The sequence below is a fragment of the Pseudomonas lactis genome (assembly GCF_001439845.1).
GTDB classification, from domain to species: Bacteria; Pseudomonadota; Gammaproteobacteria; order Pseudomonadales; family Pseudomonadaceae; genus Aquipseudomonas; species Aquipseudomonas lactis.
In genome coordinates this window covers 167,163-187,114 of sequence record NZ_JYLO01000009.1, presented here as the reverse complement: position 1 = coordinate 187,114, position 19,952 = coordinate 167,163, and the positions used below count along the sequence as shown (strand labels likewise).

Sequence of the window (19,952 nt, the reverse complement as noted above, 5' to 3'; positions counted from 1 at the left end):
GGAGCTGGCTTGCCTGCGATAGCGGTGGATCAGCTAAGGATAAATAAACTGACAGTCCGCCATCGCAGGCAAGCCAGCTCCCACAGTGATCGAGTTCACATTTGAGAATATGTAAAAAGCCCGCCACCGAGTGATCGATGGCGGGCTTTTTGATGGCTGCGAGGTTTAGATCGCGCCGCGCTGACGCAACAGCTCCAGCACTTGCTTGACGCTGTCTTCCAGCGACAACGCCTGAGTGTCGATTACCAGGTCGGCATTCAACGGCACGTCATACGGGAAGGATTCGCCAGGGATGTTATCCCCACCGGCCGCGTACAACCCTTGCGGGTCACGCTCGGCGCACACCAACGGCGATGCCTGCACGTAGACGGTCAGCAGTCGGTCCGCACCAATCAGCGCCTTGGCCTGTTCACGGCCTTCGGCATCCGGGGCAACGAAGGCCGCCAGGGTCAGCAGGCCGGCTTCGTTGAACTGGCGCGCCACATGAGCGGCACGACGCCAGTTCTCGGTACGCCCGGCACGGTCCTGCGGCAACCCTTTGTTCAGGTCGTGGCGCAGGTTCTGGCCATCCAGTACGAACACCGCACGGCCCATGTCGAACAGCTTGCGCTCAACCGCATAGGCCAGGGTGCTCTTGCCAGCGCCCGACAAGCCGCTGAACAACACCGTGGCCGGCTGCTGGCCGAAACGCAGGGCGCGCTCTTCGGTGGCAACATGCGCCAGGCTGCCGTGCTGCGCTGCGCCGCCATGACCCACCGGCGGTGCGATGATCATACCCGCGGCCACTGTACCGTTGGTCAAGCGGTCGATCACGATAAACGCGCCGGTGGTGCGGTTGCTGTCGTAACCGTCCAGGGCGATGGCGGCGTCCAGGCTGACCTTGACCCGGCCAATCTCGTTGAGCTGCAGCGAACTCGCCGGGCCTTCGGCCAGGGTGTTTACGTCCACGCGGTGCACGATGCTGGTGATGGAACCCGGCACGTAGCTGGTGGCGCGTTTGATGTCGTATTTCTTGCCCGGCAGCATCGGTTCTTCGGCCATCCACACCAGCATGGCGTCGAAGGCGTCGGTCACTTGCGGCACGTTGTCGGCATGCACCAGCAGGTCGCCACGGGAGATGTCGATCTCATCTTCCATGGTCAAGGTCACGGCCTGGCCTGGGCCTGCGTGTTCCAGCTCACCTTCAAAGGTGACGATGGATTTGACGCGGCTGCTCTTGCCCGACGGCAACACAACCACTTCGTCGCCCTTGTGCACGATGCCGCTCGCCAGGGTGCCGGCAAACCCACGGAAGTTCAGGTTCGGGCGGTTGACGTACTGCACCGGGAAACGCAGGTCGGTGTAGTTGCGATCATTGGCGATCTCGACAGTCTCCAAGATCTCCATCAGCGACTGGCCGGTGTACCAGGGCGAACGCTCGCTCTTGTTCACCACGTTGTCGCCCTTGAGCGCCGACATCGGCACGAAGGCCAGGGTGCTCGGCTTGAACGCGATACCTTCGGCGAACTTCAGGTAATCGGCCTTGATCGACTCGAATACGCTTTGGTCAAAGCCGTTGATGTCCATCTTGTTGATGGCCACCACGATGTGTTTGATGCCCAGCAACGAGGCGATGTAGCTGTGACGACGGGTCTGGGTCTGCACGCCGTAGCGAGCGTCGATCAGGATGATCGCCAGGTCACAGGTGGACGCACCGGTGGCCATGTTGCGGGTGTACTGTTCATGGCCGGGGGTATCGGCGATGATGAATTTGCGTTTGGCGGTGGAGAAATAGCGGTAGGCAACATCAATGGTGATGCCCTGCTCACGCTCGGCCTGCAGGCCATCGACCAGCAACGCCAGGTCGATATCGTCACCGGTGGTGCCGGATTTTTTCGAATCGCGGGTAATGGCTTCCAGGTGATCTTCGTAGATCATCTTGGAGTCGTGCAGCAGGCGCCCGATCAGGGTGCTCTTGCCGTCATCGACGTTGCCGCAGGTCAGGAAGCGCAACATCTCTTTGCGCTCGTGCTGGCCCAGGTAGGCGAGGATGTCCTCGCTGATCAAATCAGATTGATGCGACATGACAGCCCCTTAGAAATAGCCTTGACGTTTTTTATCTTCCATCGAGCCGGCACCATCGTGGTCGATGACACGGCCCTGGCGCTCGGAAGTTCGCGTCAGGAGCATTTCCTGAATGATGTCCGTCAGCGTCTCGGCTTCGGACTCCACCGCCCCCGTCAACGGGTAGCAGCCAAGGGTGCGGAAACGTACTTTCTTTTTGACGATGCGGGCTTTGTCTTCGTCGGACAGGTGCTCGAGGATGCGGTCGTCGTCGATCATGATCAACGTGCCGTTCTTCTCGATCACCTCGCGCTCGGCGGCGAAATACAGCGGCACAATCGGGATGCCTTCAAGGTAGATGTACTGCCAGATGTCCAGCTCGGTCCAGTTGGACAGCGGGAACACGCGGATCGACTCACCCTTGTTGACATTGCCGTTGTAGACGTTCCACAGCTCCGGGCGTTGGTTTTTTGGATCCCAGCGGTGTTTGCTGTCGCGGAACGAGTACACGCGTTCTTTGGCACGGGATTTCTCTTCATCGCGACGGGCACCGCCGAATGCGGCGTCGAAACCATGCTTGTCCAGCGCCTGCTTGAGGCCCTCGGTCTTCATGATATCGGTGTGCTTGGCACTGCCGTGGGTGAACGGGTTGATGTTCTGCGCCACGCCATCGGGGTTTATGTGGGTGATGAGGTCCAGGCCCAGCTCCTCGACCATCTTGTCGCGGAACTTGTACATTTCCTGGAATTTCCAGCGGGTGTCGACGTGCATCACCGGGAACGGCAGCTTGCCTGGGAAGAAGGCCTTGCGTGCCAGGTGCAGCATCACGGCGGAGTCTTTACCGATCGAGTAGAGCATCACCGGATTATCGAACTCGGCGGCGACCTCGCGGATGATGTGGATGCTTTCCGCCTCCAGCTGTTTCAGATGCGTCAGTTTGTCGACCATGGTTACTCACGGAAAAACGATCTTATGGACGGCCAGCGGGCCGTGTTCGAGCGAGGCATGCTAGCACAGCGACTTCTTCTATTTAGGGCACCAGCTAGACCGAAACGATATATGAATATGCCGCCGAGTTTGGCGCTCAACTCGGCCAATGTGGGAGCTGGCTTGCCTGCGATACAGGCGCCGTGCTCATTTAGGCTGACCGAGGTGATGCCATCGCAGGCAAGCCATAATGCCAGTCAGTTAAGGCTTTTGTAGGAGCGAGCTTGCTCGCGAAAAACTCATAGGCGCCGCGTTCATTCAGGAAGCACGCGTTATCGTTGCGGTTTTTCGCGAGCAAGCTCGCTCCTACAGAGGGCGATGCACGCTTAACTGACTGGCATTAAGGCAAGCCAGCTCCCACAGTGTTCAGTGCTGTGCTTTAGATCGGGTTGGGGCAGTCGATGAATAGGTGCTCCAGGGCAAAGCGCCGCGCCAGGTAGTCGCCTAATGCCTGCACGCCATAACGTTCGGTAGCGTGATGGCCGGCGGCGATGAAGCTGATGTCGTTTTCCCGGGCGCTGTGGAAGGTCTGTTCGGACGCTTCACCGCTCAGGTACAAATCGACACCGGCGGCAATCGCCTGGTCGATATAGCCCTGGCCGCCACCGGTACACCAGCCGACGCGGCGAATCATCTCGCTGCCTTCGATCAGCAGCGGTTCGCGGCCCATCACGTCCTGCACGCGGCGGGCGAAGTCGCGGGGTGACAGGGGCTCGGCCAGGGAGCCGACCAGGCCGACGACTTTGGGGTTGCCAGGGTCCAGCGGGCCTTCGACGGTGATGTCCAAGTGGCGAGCCAGTTGCACGTTGTTGCCGACATCGGCGTGCAGGTCCAGGGGCAAGTGGTAGGCCAGCAGGCTGATGTCATGCTTGAGCAGGGTTTTGAGGCGGCGCTGCTTCATGCCGGTGATGCAGGGGTTTTCGCCCTTCCAGAAGTAACCGTGGTGCACCAGCACCAGGTCGGCCTTGGCCTCGACGGCGGCGTCCAGCAGCGCTTGGCTGGCGGTCACGCCGCTGACGATGCGCATCACTTGGGGCCGCCCCTCGACCTGCAGGCCATTGGGGCAGTAATCGGCAATTTTGGCGCTGCCGAGGTAGCGGTCGGCTTCCTCGACGAGGGTAGTAAGGGGCACGGCCATAAAAGACTCCTAAATATCCCGTTCGCAGGCGTCGCAGCCTCGTATAATGCGCGACATTATGGGCGCTCTCGCGCCCCCTGCAACCTGTCAGGACTTACTTGATGCTCAAGGCACTGCGTTTTTTTGGATGGCCATTGTTGGCTGGCGTGCTGATCGCGATGCTGATTATCCAGCGTTATCCCCAGTGGGTGGGCCTGCCCACACTGGATGTGAACCTGCAACAGGCGCCGCAGACCAACACGGTGGTGCAGGGCCCGGTGACCTATGCCGATGCCGTGGTCATTGCCGCGCCGGCGGTGGTCAACCTGTACACCACCAAGGTCATCAACAAGCCCGCGCATCCGTTGTTTGAAGACCCGCAATTTCGCCGCTATTTCGGTGACAACGGCCCCAAGCAGCGCCGCATGGAATCCAGCCTCGGCTCCGGTGTGATCATGAGCCCCGAGGGCTACATCCTCACCAACAACCACGTGACCACCGGCGCCGACCAGATCGTGGTGGCCCTGCGTGACGGCCGCGAAACCCTGGCCCGCGTGGTGGGCAGCGACCCGGAAACGGATCTGGCGGTACTCAAGATTGATCTGAAGAACCTACCGGCCATCACCCTCGGCCGCTCCGACGGTTTGCGCGTGGGCGATGTGGCGCTGGCCATCGGCAACCCGTTCGGGGTGGGCCAGACGGTGACCATGGGCATCATCAGCGCCACCGGGCGCAACCAGCTGGGCCTTAACAGCTACGAAGATTTCATCCAGACCGACGCGGCGATCAACCCCGGCAACTCCGGCGGTGCGCTGGTGGACGCCAATGGCAACCTGACCGGCATCAACACCGCGATTTTTTCCAAGTCCGGCGGTTCACAGGGCATTGGGTTTGCGATCCCGGTGAAGCTGGCGATGGAAGTGATGAAGTCGATCATCGAGCACGGCCAGGTGATTCGCGGCTGGCTGGGCATTGAAGTACAGCCCTTGACCAAGGAACTGGCCGAATCATTCGGCCTGACCGGGCGTCCAGGCATCGTGGTAGCGGGGATCTTCCGCGACGGCCCGGCGCAGAAGGCCGGCCTGCAACTGGGCGATGTGATCCTCAGCATCGACGGCGCCCCGGCCGGTGATGGCCGCAAGTCGATGAACCAGGTGGCTCGGATCAAGCCGACCGACAAGGTGGCGATCCTGGTGATGCGCAACGGCAAGGAGATCAAACTGTCGGCGGAAATCGGCCTGCGCCCACCACCGGCGACCGCGCCAGTGAAAGAAGAGCAATAACCGTCGCGACCCAAGCGCCCGTTCACGGGCGCTTGTAAGGCCATATTTCTTAGCGATTCATTCTCATTAGGCATGTTATATTGTTTCAATATCGCTATTGGAACGCTCTATCATGCCGTCTCGAAAGTTTGTGCCCTTGGCCGGCCTGGCCCTGGGTTTGCTGCTCGACCCTGCCTACGCCGAAGAAAACACCCTGGAGCTGGACACCATCAGCGTCACTTCCGACGCCTATGAATCCGCCACCGGTCCGGTCGACGGCTACCGTGCCACCCGCTCTGCCAGTGCGACCAAGACCGACACGGCCTTGCGCGACATCCCGCAGTCGATCAGCGTGATTCCGGCCACGGTGCTCAAGGACTTGGGCAGTACCAGCGTGGAACGCGCCCTGGAATTCGCCGGCGGTGTGTCCAAGCAAAACAACTTCGGCGGCCTGACCCTCTACGAATACAGCGTGCGCGGCTTCACCACGTCCGAGTTCTACCAGGATGGTTTCAGCGCCAACCGCGGTTACCCCAGTACCCCGGACGCGGCGAATATCGAACGCATTGAGGTGCTCAAGGGCCCCGCCGCCAGCCTGTACGGGCGTGGCGATCCCGGCGGCACGGTGAACATCGTCACCAAGAAACCCCAGCCCGAGGCCTTCACCACGCTGCAGACCAGCGCCGGCAGTTGGGACCGCTACCGCACGGCGCTGGATGTGAATACGCCGCTGGACAGCGAGGGGCGTGTGCTGACGCGGGTGAATCTGGCCGTTGAAGACAACCACAGCTTTCGCGATCACGTCGACGCCAAGCGCGTGTTCGTCGCGCCCTCCTTCAGTTGGCAGTTGGACCCGGACACCACCCTGCTGGTGGAAAGCGAGTTCGTGCGTCACAGCTCCACCTTCGACCGAGGCATCGTCGCCAATACCGGCATGTCCCATTCCACCTTCCTCGGCGAGCCCAACGACGGCAATATCCGCAACCACAACAACCGCATTCAGGCGGCATTGGAACACCACCTCAACGACGCCTGGAAACTGCGTCTGGCCAGTCATTACAAACAGGGCAGCCTGTGGGGCGATGCTTCGGAAAGCCGTGCGCTGAACCCAGACGGCCACAGCGTCAACCGCCGTTACCGTGAACGCTCCACCGGTTGGCACGACAGCATCACCCAGTTGGAACTGCGCGGGGTGTTCGATATAGGCAGTTGGCAACACGAACTGTTGATCGGTACCGAATACGAGGATTACCGCAAGAAAGAGCGTGTGACGGCGATCGCTGGGGACTATCCCATCGACATCTACAAGCCGGTGTACGGCCAGCCCAAACCCAACGGCAAACGCTCCGGCACCGACTTCTTCGAACAAACCAAAAGCCACGCGCTGAACCTGCAAGACCAGATCATCTTCACCGACCGCCTGCGCGGCATGATCGGTGCGCGCTTGGAACACTTCGAACAAAGCACCGACGACTTCACCCGCAACCACGCCAAGAGCCGCCAAACCCACGACGCCTTCACTCAACGTGCCGGCCTGCTCTACCAGCTCACGCCAGAAGTCGGCGTGTTTGCTAACGCCTCCACCTCGTTCAAGCCCAATAGCGGCCTGGATGCCGGCGGCAAGTCCTTCAAGCCCGAAGAAGGCGTGGGTTACGAGGTGGGAATCAAAAGCGAGCTGTTTGACGACCGCCTCAGCGCTACGCTTGCGGCCTTTCATATCGAAAAGGAAAACGTGCTGACCCTGGATCCGGCGACCAACCTCAACCGCGCCATGGGCAAGGCCCGCAGCCAGGGCTTCGACCTGCAAGTAACCGGGCAAGTGACCGACGCCGTGCGCGTGATCGGCGCCTTGGCCTACATCGACGCCGAAGTAACCAAGGGCGACAAAACCATCCCCACGGGCAGCCGCATTCTCGGCGTGGCCAAGCGCAGCGGCAGTGTGTTGGGCGTGTATGAATTCCAGGACGGCGCGTTACGTGGCTCAGACCTGGGCGCAGCGTTCACCTATGTAGGTGACCGCTCAGGCGAAGCCGGCACAGGCTTCGAACTGCCCGCCTACCACACCGTGGATTTGCTGGCCCATTACAAGGCCACGCAGAACGTGACGGTGGGGCTGAACCTCAACAACCTGTTCAATGAAAAGTACTACGAGCGGTCCTACAGCAACTATTGGGTCAACCCCGGAGAGCCGCGCAACTTCACGGTTAGCCTGACCCTTAATCTGTAAATACAGTCAAATTGTGGGAGCTGGCTTGCCTGCGATGGCCATAGGTAACCACGATGCGAAGCGAGCCGCTCTTGATCTTGATCTGCTTTTGATCTCAGGCGCCCCGTCAAACCACGCTGGCCGAACGCAGGCTTGAATTCGTGGTTAACCCGGCAGGACGCCGGGTTAGCCGCCCCGCGCCATGGATGGCGCGTGGCGGCGGCCCACGGATTCAAGCCTGCGTTCGGGCACACCGAGCCTAGGCGAGGTGCCGAGTGGTGGGGCGAGGACCTTTTGGTTACTTTTGGGTCCTTCCAAAAGTGACCCGCTGTCAGAGCGGAACCCTAGGTGGCCGTTACCGCAGCAATGGATATGTACACTATCCAACTGTGTTGACTGCCAGGCCGCCTTCGCGAGCAAGCCCGCTCCCACAGGTTGATCGCGGGGGGTCAGGTAGAGAAGCGTCGGTTGGCAGGCCGCCATCGCAGGCAAGCCAGCTCCCACAATTGGGTCACCCCAGGCCTCGATTACAAGGCAACCGGCGCCCGCTCGCACAGGGTATTAAGCGCCGCCGCCCACTGCGGCTCATCATTCAGACAAGGCACCAACACCAACTCCTCCCCCCCCGCTTCACAAAATTGCTCGCGACCGCGATCACCAATTTCCTCCAACGTCTCAATGCAATCGGCGACAAACGCCGGGCACATCACCAGCAGCTTCTTCACGCCTTGCTGGGCCAATGCCTCAAGGCGCGCCTCGGTGTAGGGTTCGATCCACTTGGCCCGGCCCAGGCGGGACTGGAACGCCACCGACCATTTACCCTCCGGCAAACCCAACCGCGCGGCCACGTCCCGCGCCACGCTGAAGCACTGCGCGCGATAACAGGTGGCAAGCACCTCGGGGGATGCGTTCTTGCAGCAATCGGCGTCCTTGAAGCAGTGCTGGCCAGTAGGGTCGAGCTTGGTCAGGTGACGCTCAGGCAAACCATGGAAACTGAGCAGCAAGTGATCGTAATCCTGCTCTACATAAGAGCGCACACTCGCCGCCAGCGCATCCAGGTATTCGGGCTGATCGTAGAACGGTTGCAGGATCGAAAACTGCACATTCAGTTGCTTGTCGCGCACCACTCGCTTGGCTTCCTCTATCACCGTGGTGACGGTGCTGTCGGCAAACTGCGGGTACAACGGCGCCAGTGTGATTTTTTGAATACCCTGGGCGGCCAGGCGTGTCAGGACCGTTTCCAGGGACGGCTCGCCATAACGCATCGCCAGTTCCACCGGGCCCTGGGTCCACTGCGCAGTCATCTGCTGTTGCAGGCGGCGGCTCAGCACCACCAGCGGCGAACCCTCGTCCCACCAGATCGACGCATAGGCATGGGCCGATTGCTCGGGGCGCTTGATCAGGATCAGCGACACCAGCAAGCGCCGCACCGGCCACGGCAAGTCGATCACATAAGGGTCCATCAGGAACTGATTGAGGTAGCTGCGCACATCGGCCACTGAAGTGGACTTTGGCGAACCCAGGTTGACCAGTAACAACGCGTGATCGGTCATGCAACATCCTATCTTTAGAGGCGGCTGGACAAGTCGTCCAGAGCCGCACGCAACTCAGTGAACTGGAAAGTGAAACCTGCGGCTTGCAGCCGTTCAGGCAAAGCCTTTTGCCCACCCAGCAACAAGCCGGACAACTCGCCCAGGCCAACCTTCAACGCAAATGCCGGCATCGGCATGAACGCCGGGCGGTGCAGCACCTGGCCCAGGGTCTTGGCAAATTCGCGGTTGCGCACCGGGTGTGGCGCGCAGGCATTATAAGGACCGTTGGCGTCTTGCTTGTGCAGAAGAAAATCAATCAGGGCGATTTGATCCTTGATATGCACCCAGGGCATCCACTGCCGCCCATTGCCAATCGGCCCGCCCAGCGCCAGTTTGAACGGCAGCAGCAGGCGCGACAAAAAGCCGCCCTCGGCAGACAGCACCAACCCCGTACGCACCAGCACCACACGAATGCCCAAGGCTTCGGCACGCTGGGCGGTTTCCTCCCAGGCGATACACAACTGGCTGGGGAAGTCATCCAGCACCGGGCCGCTGGCTTCGGTCAGTTCGCGCTCGCCGCCGTCGCCGTACCAACCCACCGCAGAACCGGAGATCAGCACCGCCGGTTTCTGCTCCAGACTTTCCATCCAGGCCAGCAAGGTTTCGGTGAGGTGAATGCGACTGCTCCACAGCAACGCCTTGCGCTTGTGGGTCCAAGGCCGGTCGGCGATAGGCGCGCCTGCCAGGTTGACTACCGCGTCCACCGCGCCAATCACCTCTTGCAAACGCGCCACCCCGAGCACCTGCGCACCACACACCTGGGCGACCGTTTCCGGTTGCCGGCTCCACACCGTCAGGCGATGGCCTTGTGCGAGCCAGTGCTTGCAGAGTTGGCGACCGATCAAGCCGGTACCGCCGGTCAGCAAAATATGCATGGGACTCTCCTCATGTAACGTTCGCCGCCGCTCACTGGTCTATTTTATAAGCAGGGATCAATTTGATAATGGAGCGTGACGGGGGTTTAAGCCTTAGCTTAACCATAGGTCACGCCACACAATCAGGCACGCCAAAACTTATACCAAAAAACAATATTGTACAGCTATTGGTGTCGGCGTAGTCTGTACCCAACGGTAAAACGAGGCCTCCCATGACTGTTCCCATCGCGATCATTGGTACCGGCATCGCCGGTCTCTCCGCCGCCCGAGCGTTACAAGACGCCGGGCACGCAGTACAACTTTTCGATAAAAGCCGCGGCAGCGGTGGCCGCATGTCCAGCAAGCGCAGCGACGCCGGCGCGCTGGACATGGGCGCGCAATATTTCACCGCCCGCGACCGGCGCTTCGTCAACGAAGTGCAGCGCTGGCAGAGCAACGGCTGGGCCGAGCAGTGGAAGCCCCAGCTGTATAACTTCAAGTCCGGGCAATTGACGCCGTCCCCCGATGAGCAGATCCGCTGGGTGGGCACGCCGCGCATGAGCGCCATCACTCGCGCCCTGCTCGACGACTTGCCGGTGGAGTTCGGTTGCCGCATCACCGAAGTCTTCCAGGGCACGCAGCATTGGAACCTGCTCGACGCGGACGGCGGCAATCACGGCCCTTTCAGTCACGTGATCATTGCCACGCCGGCGCCCCAAGCCACCGCCCTGCTGGCCGCCGCGCCCAAGCTCGCGAGCGCCGCCGCCGGGGTGAAAATGGACCCGACCTGGACCATCGCCCTGGCGTTCGACAAGCCCCTGGATACGCCGATGGAGGGCTGCTTCGTGCAAGACAGCCCCCTCGACTGGCTGGCGCGCAACCGCAGCAAGCCCGGGCGCGATACCACCCTCGACACCTGGGTACTGCACGCCACCAGCGCCTGGAGCAAGGCCCATCTGGACCTGTCCAAGGAAGCGGTGATCGAACACCTGCACGGCGCCTTTGCCGAATTGCTGCACAGCGCCATGCCCGCGCCGTCGTTCAGCCTGGCGCATCGCTGGCTCTACGCACGCCCCTCCAGCAGCCATGAGTTCGGTGTGCTGGCCGACGCCGACCTGGGCTTGTTCGTTTGCGGCGACTGGTGCCTGTCCGGTCGGGTGGAAGGTGCCTGGCTCAGTGGCCAGGAAGCGGCACGACGCTTGATCGAGCACCTGCAATGAACCGCATCAACCCCGCCAAACTGCTGCTGTCAAAATGGACGGCAGCTCATCCTCGCCACAAGGAAAAACACTTCCTGGTCACCGAGTTGTTCCGTGACGAAGAGGGCACGGTGCTGGACATCGAACTGCAAGCCATCCTCACCCGGCGCGCTGAACGCCTGCCCTGGGAGACGTTGAAAAACGCTGAGGACTGGAAAATCGGCTGGAAATAACGCGGCCGCACAAACCTGTACAAATTATTTGACTTGTACAACATCGAGCCTATGATGAGATTTAGTTGTACAAGCTTTGTAGCTTGTACAGGATTCTTGCAGAGGTTTGCTTATGTCCAGCCATGTGAAACCGAAGATCGCCATCAGCGCCTGCCTTCTGGGTGAGAACGTGCGCTTCAATGGCGGTCATAAACAGTCCCTGCTATGCAGCCAGACCCTCAGTGACTATTTCGATTTTGTCCCGTTGTGTCCTGAAGTTGCCATCGGCCTGGGCATTCCTCGGCAAGCAATCCGCCTGGTCGGTGACCCCGACCATCCGCAGGCTGTGGGCAGCGTAAACCCCGCGCTCAATGTCACGCAGCCACTGGACGACTACGGCCAGCAAATGGCCCGGGAACATACCGACCTGTGCGGCTACATCTTCATGCAAAAGTCACCGTCCTGCGGCCTGGAGCGGGTCAAGGTCTACCGCGACAACGGCACGCCCGTCGACGGTGGCGGGCGCGGCATTTACGCCCAGGCGTTTTGTGCTCGCCACCCCAACCTGCCGGTGGAAGAAGACGGTCGCCTGAACGACCCGGTGCTGCGGGAAAACTTCCTCACCCGCGTATTCGTGTACGCCAGTTGGCAGCAACTAATGGCCGACGGGCTTACCCGTCACCGCTTGCTGACGTTTCACTCGCGCTACAAATACCTGCTGATGGCCCACAGCCCGGCGCATTACAAAAGCCTGGGCCACTTGCTCGGCAGCATGGGCAAAGGCATTGACCTGCCAGCGTTGGCCGACGGCTATTTCAGCGAACTGATGGCGGGCCTGAAAAAATGCGCGACTCGCGGCACCCATACCAATGTGCTGCAACACATCAGCGGCTACCTCAAGCAGGCCATCAGTGCCGATGACAAACAGGAAATGCAGACCGTCATCGGCCAATACCGCCACGGCATCGTGCCACTGGTGGTGCCGCTGACCCTGCTCAAGCACCACTTTCGCCAACACCCGGACCGCTACATCGCGCAGCAGGCCTACCTGCAACCGCACCCGGAAAACCTCAGCCTGCGTAATGCGATCTAACCCATGAAACCTGCCCTGCTCGACGAACCCGGCGAAGACCTCGCCCTGGCCCTGGAAAACGGCTGGCTACCGATCCGCGAGGTGGCGCGCCAGACCGGCGTGAATGCGGTGACGCTGCGCGCGTGGGAGCGCCGCTACGGCCTCATCGTGCCCCAGCGCACGCCCAAAGGGCATCGGTTGTTCAGCGCCGAACATGTGCAACGCATCCAAGCCATTCTCACCTGGCTCAATCGCGGCGTGCCGGTCAGCCAGGTCAAAGGGCTGATCGACTCCGCCCAAGGCAGCCCGGAGCCGATGGAAAACGAGTGGCAGAGCCTGCGCCAGCATTTGGTGAGTGCCATCAGTGAACTGGCCGAGCGCCGGGTTGATGACGCGTTCAACCAGGCCATGGCGCTGTACCCGCCGCGCACCCTGTGCGAGCAATTGATGCTGCCGCTGCTCAACGAGCTGGAACAGCGCTGGCAGGGCCAGTTCGGCGCGCAGATGGAGCGGGTGTTCTTCCTGTCCTGGTTGCGCAGCAAGTTCGGCGCACGGATCTATCACAACAATCGTCAACTCCACGGCGCGCCGCTGTTGCTGGTCAATCATTCCGACTTGCCCCTGGAACCCCACCTGTGGCTCAGCGCCTGGCTGGCCAGCAGTGCCGATTGTCCGGTGGAAGTGTTCGATTGGCCGCTGCCGGTCGGCGAACTGGCCCTGGCGGTGGAACACCTGCAACCGCGTGCGGTGCTGCTGTATTCGAGCAAGGCCCTGCAGGTGCCGGCACTCAGCAAACTGTTGGGCGGCATTAGTTGCCCCACGGTGATTGCCGGACCAACGGTGTGCATCCACCACGCCGAGTTGGGCGTATTAACCCAGGACATCCCTGAGTTGTCCGTGGCCGAGGACCTGTTGTCGGCCCATCAATTATTGATCCAGCGTGGAATTGTCTGAATGCATCTGATCTGGCTGCGCACCGACTTGCGCCTGCACGACAACACTGCCCTGGCGGCCGCGAGCCAGCGCGGCCCCGTCGCGGCTGTTTACCTGATCACGCCCGAGCAATGGCAGGCGCATGATGACGCGCCGTGCAAAGTCGATTTCTGGCTGCGCAACTTGCAGCACCTGAGCCAGGCACTGGGCAACCTCAACATCCCGCTGTTAATCCGCCACGCCGCGACCTGGGACCAGGCGCCGACGGTGCTGAGCCAACTGTGCCGCGAGCTGTCGGTGGAGTCGGTACACGTCAACGAGGAATACGGCATTCACGAGAGCCGCCGCGACAGCGCCGTGGCCCAGGCCCTGGAAGCTGACGGCGTGACCTTCCACAGCTACCTGGACCAACTGTTTTTCCAGCCGGGCAGCGTGCTGACCAAGACCGGCACCTACTTTCAGGTGTTCAGCCAGTTCCGCAAGGTCTGCTACAGCCGCCTGCACAGCGCCCTGCCCCGCGTGGTGCCGACGCCAAAGGCCCAGGCCGAACCTGGCGTGACGAGCGACCCTGTGCCGACGGCAGTCGAAGGGTTCCCAACACCCAGCGAAACCTTGCGTGCCCTCTGGCCCGCTGGCGAAGACGAAGCGCGCCGTCGCCTCGATGCCTTCGCCGATCAGCAGATCAGCTATTACAAGGACGAACGCGACTTCCCGGCCAAGCCCGGCACCAGTCAGCTTTCTGCCTACCTGGCCGCCGGTGTGGTTTCGCCGCGCCAGTGCTTGCACGCCGCGCTGCAAACCAACCAGGGCGAGTTCGAAAGCGGCGACATCGGCGCCATCACCTGGATCAACGAGCTGCTGTGGCGCGAGTTCTACAAACACATCCTGGTCGGCTACCCACGGGTTTCCCGCCACCGCGCGTTCCGCCCGGAAACCGAAGCCCTGGCCTGGCGCAAGGCGCCCGAAGACCTGGCCGCCTGGCAACAGGCGCGCACCGGCTTGCCGATCATCGACGCGGCCATGCGCCAACTGCTGGAAACCGGCTGGATGCACAACCGCCTGCGCATGGTGGTGGCGATGTTCCTGACCAAAAACCTGCTAATCGACTGGCGCGAAGGCGAGCGCTTCTTTATGCGCCACCTGATCGACGGTGATCTGGCGGCCAACAATGGCGGCTGGCAGTGGAGTTCGTCCACCGGCACCGACTCGGCGCCGTATTTCCGGATATTCAGCCCACTGAGCCAATCGGAAAAATTCGACGGCGACGGCGTGTTCATCAAACGCTGGCTCCCGGAACTGGCCGCGCTGAATAAAAAACAAGTGCACAACCCCGAAGCGGCGGGCGGCCTGTTCGGGGTGGCGGATTACCCGCGTGCCATCGTCGATTTGAAACAGTCTCGCGAGCGCGCCTTGGCCGCATTTCGCCGGCTACCTTCGCGTCAGGAGATGGCCGAACATGAGTGACTTCCTGCGCCAGTTCGCCCACACCTTCGCCACGCTGGACAAGCACAACCTGCACCTGCTCGGCAGCCTGTACAGCGAGGACGTCGCCTTTGCCGACCCCCTGCATGAAGTCCAGGGCCTGCCAGCGTTGCGGCGTTACTTTGCCGACTTGTACAGCAACGTCAGCGAGCTGAATTTTGACTTCCACGGCTTCGATACCGTGGCCGAAGGCGAGGGCTACCTGCGCTGGACGATGCGTTTTCGTCACCCACGCCTGGCCGGCGGCCAGGTGATCGAGGTGCCAGGCTGTTCCCATTTGATGTGGCACGACAAGGTTTACCGCCATCGCGACTACTTCGATGCCGGCGCCCTGCTCTATGAACATGTCCCCCTACTGGGTCGCGTTATTCGTTGGCTGAAAAGGAGAATGGGATGAGCCTTACACCGCCCCGTCGTTACTGGCTGACCGGCGCCAGCAGTGGTATCGGTGCCGCGCTGGCCGTGGAGTTGCTCGACAGTGGCGCCCACGTGGCCCTCAGTTCCCGCACCCAAGGCCCGCTGGATGCCCTCGCCCTTCGTTATCCAGGCCAGGTGCTGGTGGTGGCCGGCGACCTGACCAACAGCCAGACCGTGCGCGAGATAGGTGAGCGTATCAGCGAGGTCTGGGGTTCGCTGGACACCGTGATCCTCAACGCCGGCACCTGCGAATACGTGGACGCCCGGCAATTTGACGCCTCGATCATCGAGCACGTGGTGCGTACCAACCTGCTGGCGAGCAGTTATTGCATCGAGGCCGCGCTGCCGCTGTTGCGCGCCGGGCGTACCCCGCATCTGGTGGGCGTGGCCAGTGCCGTGACCTACCTGCCCATGCCTCGCGCCGAAGCCTACGGCGCGTCCAAGGCCGGCCTGCGTTACTTGTTCGAATCCCTGCGTATTGGCCTGTCGCCAGAAAACATCGATGTCACGGTGATCAGCCCAGGCTTCGTCGACACGCCGCTGACCGAGCGCAATGATTTCCCGATGCCCCTGAGCTGGCCGGCCGACAAAGCCGCGAAACACATCTTCGCCAAGCTGGAAAAACGCCCGCTGGAAATCGCCTTTCCGGCCCTGTTCATTGCCACCTTGTGGCCGCTGTCGAAGCTGCCCAACCGCGCGCAACTGATCATCGGCAAACGCATGCTGCGCAGCCCGCCACCGAAGAAGGACGACCTGTGAAGATCGCCATTATCGGCAGCGGCATCGCCGGGCTGACCAGCGCCTACCTGCTCAGCCGTCGCCACGACATTACGCTGTTCGAGGCCAGTGACTGCATTGGCGGGCATACCCACACGGCCAACGTGACGGTCGACGGCAAAAGCTATGCGGTGGACACGGGCTTCATTGTGTTCAACGACTGGACCTACCCGAATTTCATCCGCTTGCTGGAGCAAATCGGGGTCAGGTTCAAACCCACCGAGATGAGCTTTTCGGTGTGCGACCAAAGCACCGGCTTTGAGTACAACGGCAACAACCTCAATAGTCTGTTTGCCCAGCGCCGCAATATTCTGTCGCCGGGGTTCTGGGGCATGCTGCGCGATATCCTGCGCTTCAATCGCCAGGCGCCGCTGGACTTGCAGGAGCAGCGCATCAGCGCCGACATGACCCTGGGCGATTACCTCACCGCCGGCGGCTATGGCCCCAGGTTTATCCGGCATTACGTCGTGCCGATGGGCGCGGCTATCTGGTCGATGTCCCTGGCCGATATGCTCAAGTTCCCCCTGCAATTTTTTGTGCGCTTCTTCAAGAACCACGGCTTGCTCTCGGTGAGCAACCGCCCGCAATGGTGTGTGATCGAAGGCGGCTCCAGCTGTTATATCGAACCGCTGACCCGCAGCTTTCGCGAACAGATACGGCTCAATTGCCCTGTGCATAAAGTGCAACGCAGCGACGAAGGTGTAGTTATCCACAGCCCGGCCGGCAGCGAAACCTTCGACCGCGTGGTGTTCGCCTGCCACAGCGATCAGGCCCTGGCCTTGCTCGACGACCCCAGCCAGGCCGAACAGCAGATCCTCGGTGCCCTGCCCTACGCCGACAACGACGTGGTGCTGCACACCGACACACGCCTGCTGCCCGACCGCAAACTGGCCTGGGCCAGCTGGAACTATCGGCTGACGGGCAACGTGCAACAACAGGCCGCCGTCACCTATGACATGAACATCCTGCAAGGCATCGACAGCGCCACTACCTTTTGCGTCAGCCTCAACCAGACGCCGATGATCAACCCGCTGAAGATCCTGGCGCGCTACACCTACGCGCATCCGCAATACAGCCTGGCCGCAGTGGCGGCGCAGGCAGGCTGGGAAGAAGTGAACGGCGTGCGCAATACCTTTTACTGCGGGGCCTACTGGGCCAACGGCTTTCACGAAGATGGCGTGGTCAGCGCCCTGCGCGTGGCCCAGGCTTTTGGGGAAACCCTGTGAACAGCGCCTTGTACAGCGGCTGGATCGCCCATCGCCGGTTTACGCCCAAGGCCCACGCCTTTCGCTACCGCATCGGCCTGTTGTACCTGGACCTCAGTGAAGAGGATGAAGTACTGGGGCTTTCGCCGCTGGCCGGCACGGGTCGCCTGGCGCCTTTCGGTTTCCGCCAGCAGGATTACCTGCGTGAATTCACGCGCCACGGCATGAGCCTGAGCGATGCCGTGCGCCAGGAAGTCGGCAAGGCCCTGGGGCAAACACCCCAGGGCGCTATCTGCCTGCTGACCCAGGCCCGCAGTTGGGGCCTGGCTTTTAACCCGGTGAGTTTCTTCTACTGCTTCGAGGCTGACGGGCAACTGGCCGCGATCCTGTGTGAAGTGACCAACACCCCATGGCGCGAGCGCTATCACTACGTGCTGCCCGCCCAGGCACTGGGCGCCGATGAGCACCAGCATTTCGCCGTGGCCAAGGCCTTCCATGTGTCGCCGTTTTTGCCTCGCGACCTGGAATACCGCATGAGTTTCAGCCCACCCGCCGCCAGGCTCGGCGTGCACATGGCCGATTGGCAAGGCACGCAAAAAGTCTTCGATGCCACCTTGAGCCTGGAAAAACAGGCACTGAGCCGCGCCAGCCTGCATCGCTATTTGTGGCGCTTTCCCTGGATGACCGCCAAGACCGGCCTTGCAATCTATTGGCAAGCTTTGCGCCTGCTGCTCAAACGCACACCGATTTTTTCCCACCAGGCCGCCGATGGCGCCTCTCGCACCGCAGTCGGGTATACCAAGGATCGCCGCCATGAAATCCCCTAGCTTATCGGTCAAGGCTAACCGCCTGAACGTCAACGGCATGACCGCTGCGCTATTGCGCAAAGGCGTGTTGCGCCAGCTCAGCCAATTGCGCCACGGCCAGTTGGTGATCATCGAGGATGGCGAGCGGCAAGTCTTCGGCGCACGGGAAGCGCACCTGCTGGGCGAGATCCAGATTCTCGACGCGGCGGTATGGGGGCTGGTGGCGGCCAATGGCTCGATCGGCGCCGGCGAAGCGTTTATCCATGGTTATTGGACCAGTCCCGACCTCACCGCCGTGGTGCGTGTGATGGTCAGCAACCTGGAGGTGCTCGACGCCATGGAGGGTGGCTTGGCTCGCCTGGCCCGGCCGTTCACTCAGGGCCTGCACTGGCTCAACCGCAACACACGCAAAGGCTCGCAAAAAAACATCGCCGCCCATTACGACCTGGGCAACGACCTGTTCGAAGAATTTCTCGATCCCACGATGATGTACTCGGCGGCGCAGTTCCTGACCCCCGATGACACCCTGGAACAGGCACAACTGAACAAGTTGGCGCGCATCTGCCAGAAACTGGCGCTTAAGCCCAGCGACCATCTACTGGAAATCGGCACCGGCTGGGGCAGCATGGCGTTGTATGCGGCGCAGCATTACGGTTGTCGGGTCACCACCACGACCCTGTCCAAGGAACAGTTCGCCTACACCGCGCAGCGTATTGAGGCGCTGGGCCTGCAAGACCAAGTGACGGTGCTGCTGAGCGATTATCGCGACCTCACCGGTGAGTACGACAAACTGGTGTCGATCGAAATGATTGAAGCGGTGGGCCATCGTTTCCTGCCCACCTATTTCAAACAATGTGCCCAGTTGCTCAAGCCCGACGGCTTGATGCTGCTGCAAGCCATCACCATACGTGAACAGCGCTTTGAACAGGCCAAGCGTAGCGTCGACTTTATCCAGCGCTACATCTTCCCCGGCGGCGCGCTGCCTTGTGTGCAAAACATGCTGCAAATCGTCAGCCGCGACACCGACATGAACCTGCTGCACATGGAAGACTTCGGCCTGCACTACGCCCGTACCCTACGCCTGTGGCATGAGAATTTTCGCCGCGCCCATGGCCGTCTTGCGGAACTGGGTTATGACGAGTACTTCCTGCGCCTGTGGGAGTTTTACCTGTGCTACTGCGAAGGCGGCTTTATGGAGCGCACCATCGGCACCGCACAGTTGCTGCTGGCCAAACCGGCGGCGATCAATCCACCGCTGCTCGGGCGTTTCAGTGCTTAAATCCCTGGCCAACGCCGTGCTGTTTCAGTGCGGCTGGTTTGCCTGCGTGCTCGGCGGCGATAGCCGTTGGCTGCTGATTGGTATCGCGGCGCTGGGCGTCCATCTTCTGTGGATAAGTTCATGGACCAGAGAGGGGCAAGTGATTCTGGCCGTGACGGTGCTGGGCACCCTGGTCGATACGGCACTGCGCGGGCTGGGCGTGTTTGAGTTCAATACACCGGGGCCATTGATTCCGCTGTGGCTGATACTGTTATGGGCCTTGCTGGCCACCACCTTGCGGCATTGCCTGGCCTGGAGCGCACAGCCCTGGTGGCTGGCCAGCCTGCTAGGCGCGGTGGGCGGGCCGTTGTCTTATTACGCCGGCAGCCAATTGGCGGGTGTGAGTTTTGGGTACGGCACCATCCCAACACTGATCGGCCTGGCGCTGTTATGGGCCATGCTCTTTCCGCTGTTGCACAGGATTGCGCAGAGGCTGGAGCATTGACGCCCGTCCGAGCATTCATACGCGT

At 61.5% G+C, this 19,952-nt stretch carries 18 protein-coding genes; 13 read left to right on the top strand and 5 right to left on the bottom strand.

Annotation, left to right across the window (positions count from 1 at the left end; translation table 11 throughout):
* Positions 1–165 precede the first annotated feature (165 nt).
* The 3 genes from cysN to TX24_RS17040 all read right to left on the bottom strand — a co-directional run bounded on the left by cysN (position 166) and on the right by TX24_RS17040 (position 4,168).
* Positions 166–2,064: a sulfate adenylyltransferase subunit CysN gene (gene cysN / locus TX24_RS17050; protein WP_003188392.1), complete on the bottom strand. Its 1,899-nt coding sequence runs from the start codon at positions 2,062–2,064 to the stop codon at positions 166–168.
* A gap of 9 nt (positions 2,065–2,073) precedes the next feature.
* Positions 2,074–2,991, bottom strand: a complete 918-nt coding sequence (cysD, locus tag TX24_RS17045) for a sulfate adenylyltransferase subunit CysD (protein WP_016971196.1) — start codon at positions 2,989–2,991, stop codon at positions 2,074–2,076.
* A 418-nt stretch (positions 2,992–3,409) separates the two neighbouring features.
* Positions 3,410–4,168, bottom strand: coding sequence for a Nif3-like dinuclear metal center hexameric protein (locus tag TX24_RS17040; RefSeq protein ID WP_003188389.1), 759 nt, complete (start codon positions 4,166–4,168; stop codon positions 3,410–3,412).
* 101 nt (positions 4,169–4,269) lie between these two features.
* Between TX24_RS17040 and algW the strand changes: the two genes are divergently transcribed.
* Together algW and TX24_RS17030 are read left to right on the top strand one after the other, a co-directional pair.
* The gene (algW, locus tag TX24_RS17035; RefSeq protein WP_003188388.1) at positions 4,270–5,430 is read left to right on the top strand and encodes a Do family serine endopeptidase AlgW; all 1,161 of its coding nucleotides are present in this window, start codon (positions 4,270–4,272) and stop codon (positions 5,428–5,430) included.
* 112 nt (positions 5,431–5,542) lie between these two features.
* Positions 5,543–7,636 carry a TonB-dependent siderophore receptor gene (locus TX24_RS17030; protein WP_057710695.1) on the top strand — a complete coding sequence of 698 codons (2,094 nt, stop codon included), beginning with the start codon at positions 5,543–5,545 and terminating at the stop codon, positions 7,634–7,636.
* A gap of 506 nt (positions 7,637–8,142) precedes the next feature.
* Here TX24_RS17030 and hemH read toward each other — a convergent pair.
* Together hemH and TX24_RS17020 are read right to left on the bottom strand one after the other, a co-directional pair.
* Positions 8,143–9,168, bottom strand: a complete 1,026-nt coding sequence (hemH, locus tag TX24_RS17025) for a ferrochelatase (RefSeq protein ID WP_034134401.1) — start codon at positions 9,166–9,168, stop codon at positions 8,143–8,145.
* 14 nt (positions 9,169–9,182) lie between these two features.
* Entirely contained in the window at positions 9,183–10,082 is a 900-nt protein-coding gene (locus TX24_RS17020; protein ID WP_034134402.1) for a TIGR01777 family oxidoreductase, read from the bottom strand.
* 212 nt (positions 10,083–10,294) lie between these two features.
* Between TX24_RS17020 and TX24_RS17015 the strand changes: the two genes are divergently transcribed.
* From TX24_RS17015 to TX24_RS16965, 11 genes are all read left to right on the top strand, one after another.
* Complete coding sequence (locus TX24_RS17015) at positions 10,295–11,281, top strand: NAD(P)/FAD-dependent oxidoreductase (RefSeq protein ID WP_003188383.1); 987 nt, start codon at positions 10,295–10,297, stop codon at positions 11,279–11,281.
* On the top strand, positions 11,278–11,493 hold the full coding sequence (locus tag TX24_RS17010; protein ID WP_003188381.1) for a TIGR02450 family Trp-rich protein: 216 nt from the start codon (positions 11,278–11,280) through the stop codon (positions 11,491–11,493). Before TX24_RS17015 ends, TX24_RS17010 begins: the two co-directional genes overlap by 4 nt.
* 112 nt (positions 11,494–11,605) lie before the next feature.
* Positions 11,606–12,565, top strand: coding sequence for a YbgA family protein (locus TX24_RS17005; protein WP_003188379.1), 960 nt, complete (start codon positions 11,606–11,608; stop codon positions 12,563–12,565).
* 3 nt (positions 12,566–12,568) lie between these two features.
* Positions 12,569–13,498, top strand: coding sequence for a MerR family transcriptional regulator (locus TX24_RS17000; protein WP_032893648.1), 930 nt, complete (start codon positions 12,569–12,571; stop codon positions 13,496–13,498).
* Positions 13,499–14,941: a deoxyribodipyrimidine photo-lyase gene (gene phrB / locus TX24_RS16995; protein WP_057710694.1), complete on the top strand. Its 1,443-nt coding sequence runs from the start codon at positions 13,499–13,501 to the stop codon at positions 14,939–14,941.
* Positions 14,934–15,356: a nuclear transport factor 2 family protein gene (locus tag TX24_RS16990; RefSeq protein WP_003188374.1), complete on the top strand. Its 423-nt coding sequence runs from the start codon at positions 14,934–14,936 to the stop codon at positions 15,354–15,356. Before phrB ends, TX24_RS16990 begins: the two co-directional genes overlap by 8 nt.
* Positions 15,353–16,135, top strand: a complete 783-nt coding sequence (locus TX24_RS16985) for an SDR family NAD(P)-dependent oxidoreductase (protein WP_003188373.1) — start codon at positions 15,353–15,355, stop codon at positions 16,133–16,135. Before TX24_RS16990 ends, TX24_RS16985 begins: the two co-directional genes overlap by 4 nt.
* A complete protein-coding gene (locus TX24_RS16980; RefSeq protein ID WP_057710693.1) occupies positions 16,132–17,379 on the top strand; it encodes an NAD(P)/FAD-dependent oxidoreductase in 1,248 nt (415 codons plus the stop codon). The genes TX24_RS16985 and TX24_RS16980 overlap by 4 nt, the downstream gene beginning before the upstream one ends.
* A complete protein-coding gene (locus TX24_RS16975) occupies positions 17,376–18,185 on the top strand; it encodes a DUF1365 domain-containing protein (protein ID WP_057710692.1) in 810 nt (269 codons plus the stop codon). The genes TX24_RS16980 and TX24_RS16975 overlap by 4 nt, the downstream gene beginning before the upstream one ends.
* Positions 18,172–19,443: an SAM-dependent methyltransferase gene (locus tag TX24_RS16970; protein ID WP_020302482.1), complete on the top strand. Its 1,272-nt coding sequence runs from the start codon at positions 18,172–18,174 to the stop codon at positions 19,441–19,443. The genes TX24_RS16975 and TX24_RS16970 overlap by 14 nt, the downstream gene beginning before the upstream one ends.
* On the top strand, positions 19,436–19,927 hold the full coding sequence (locus TX24_RS16965; protein WP_057710691.1) for a DUF2878 domain-containing protein: 492 nt from the start codon (positions 19,436–19,438) through the stop codon (positions 19,925–19,927). The genes TX24_RS16970 and TX24_RS16965 overlap by 8 nt, the downstream gene beginning before the upstream one ends.
* The last annotated feature ends 25 nt before the right edge of the window (positions 19,928–19,952 follow it).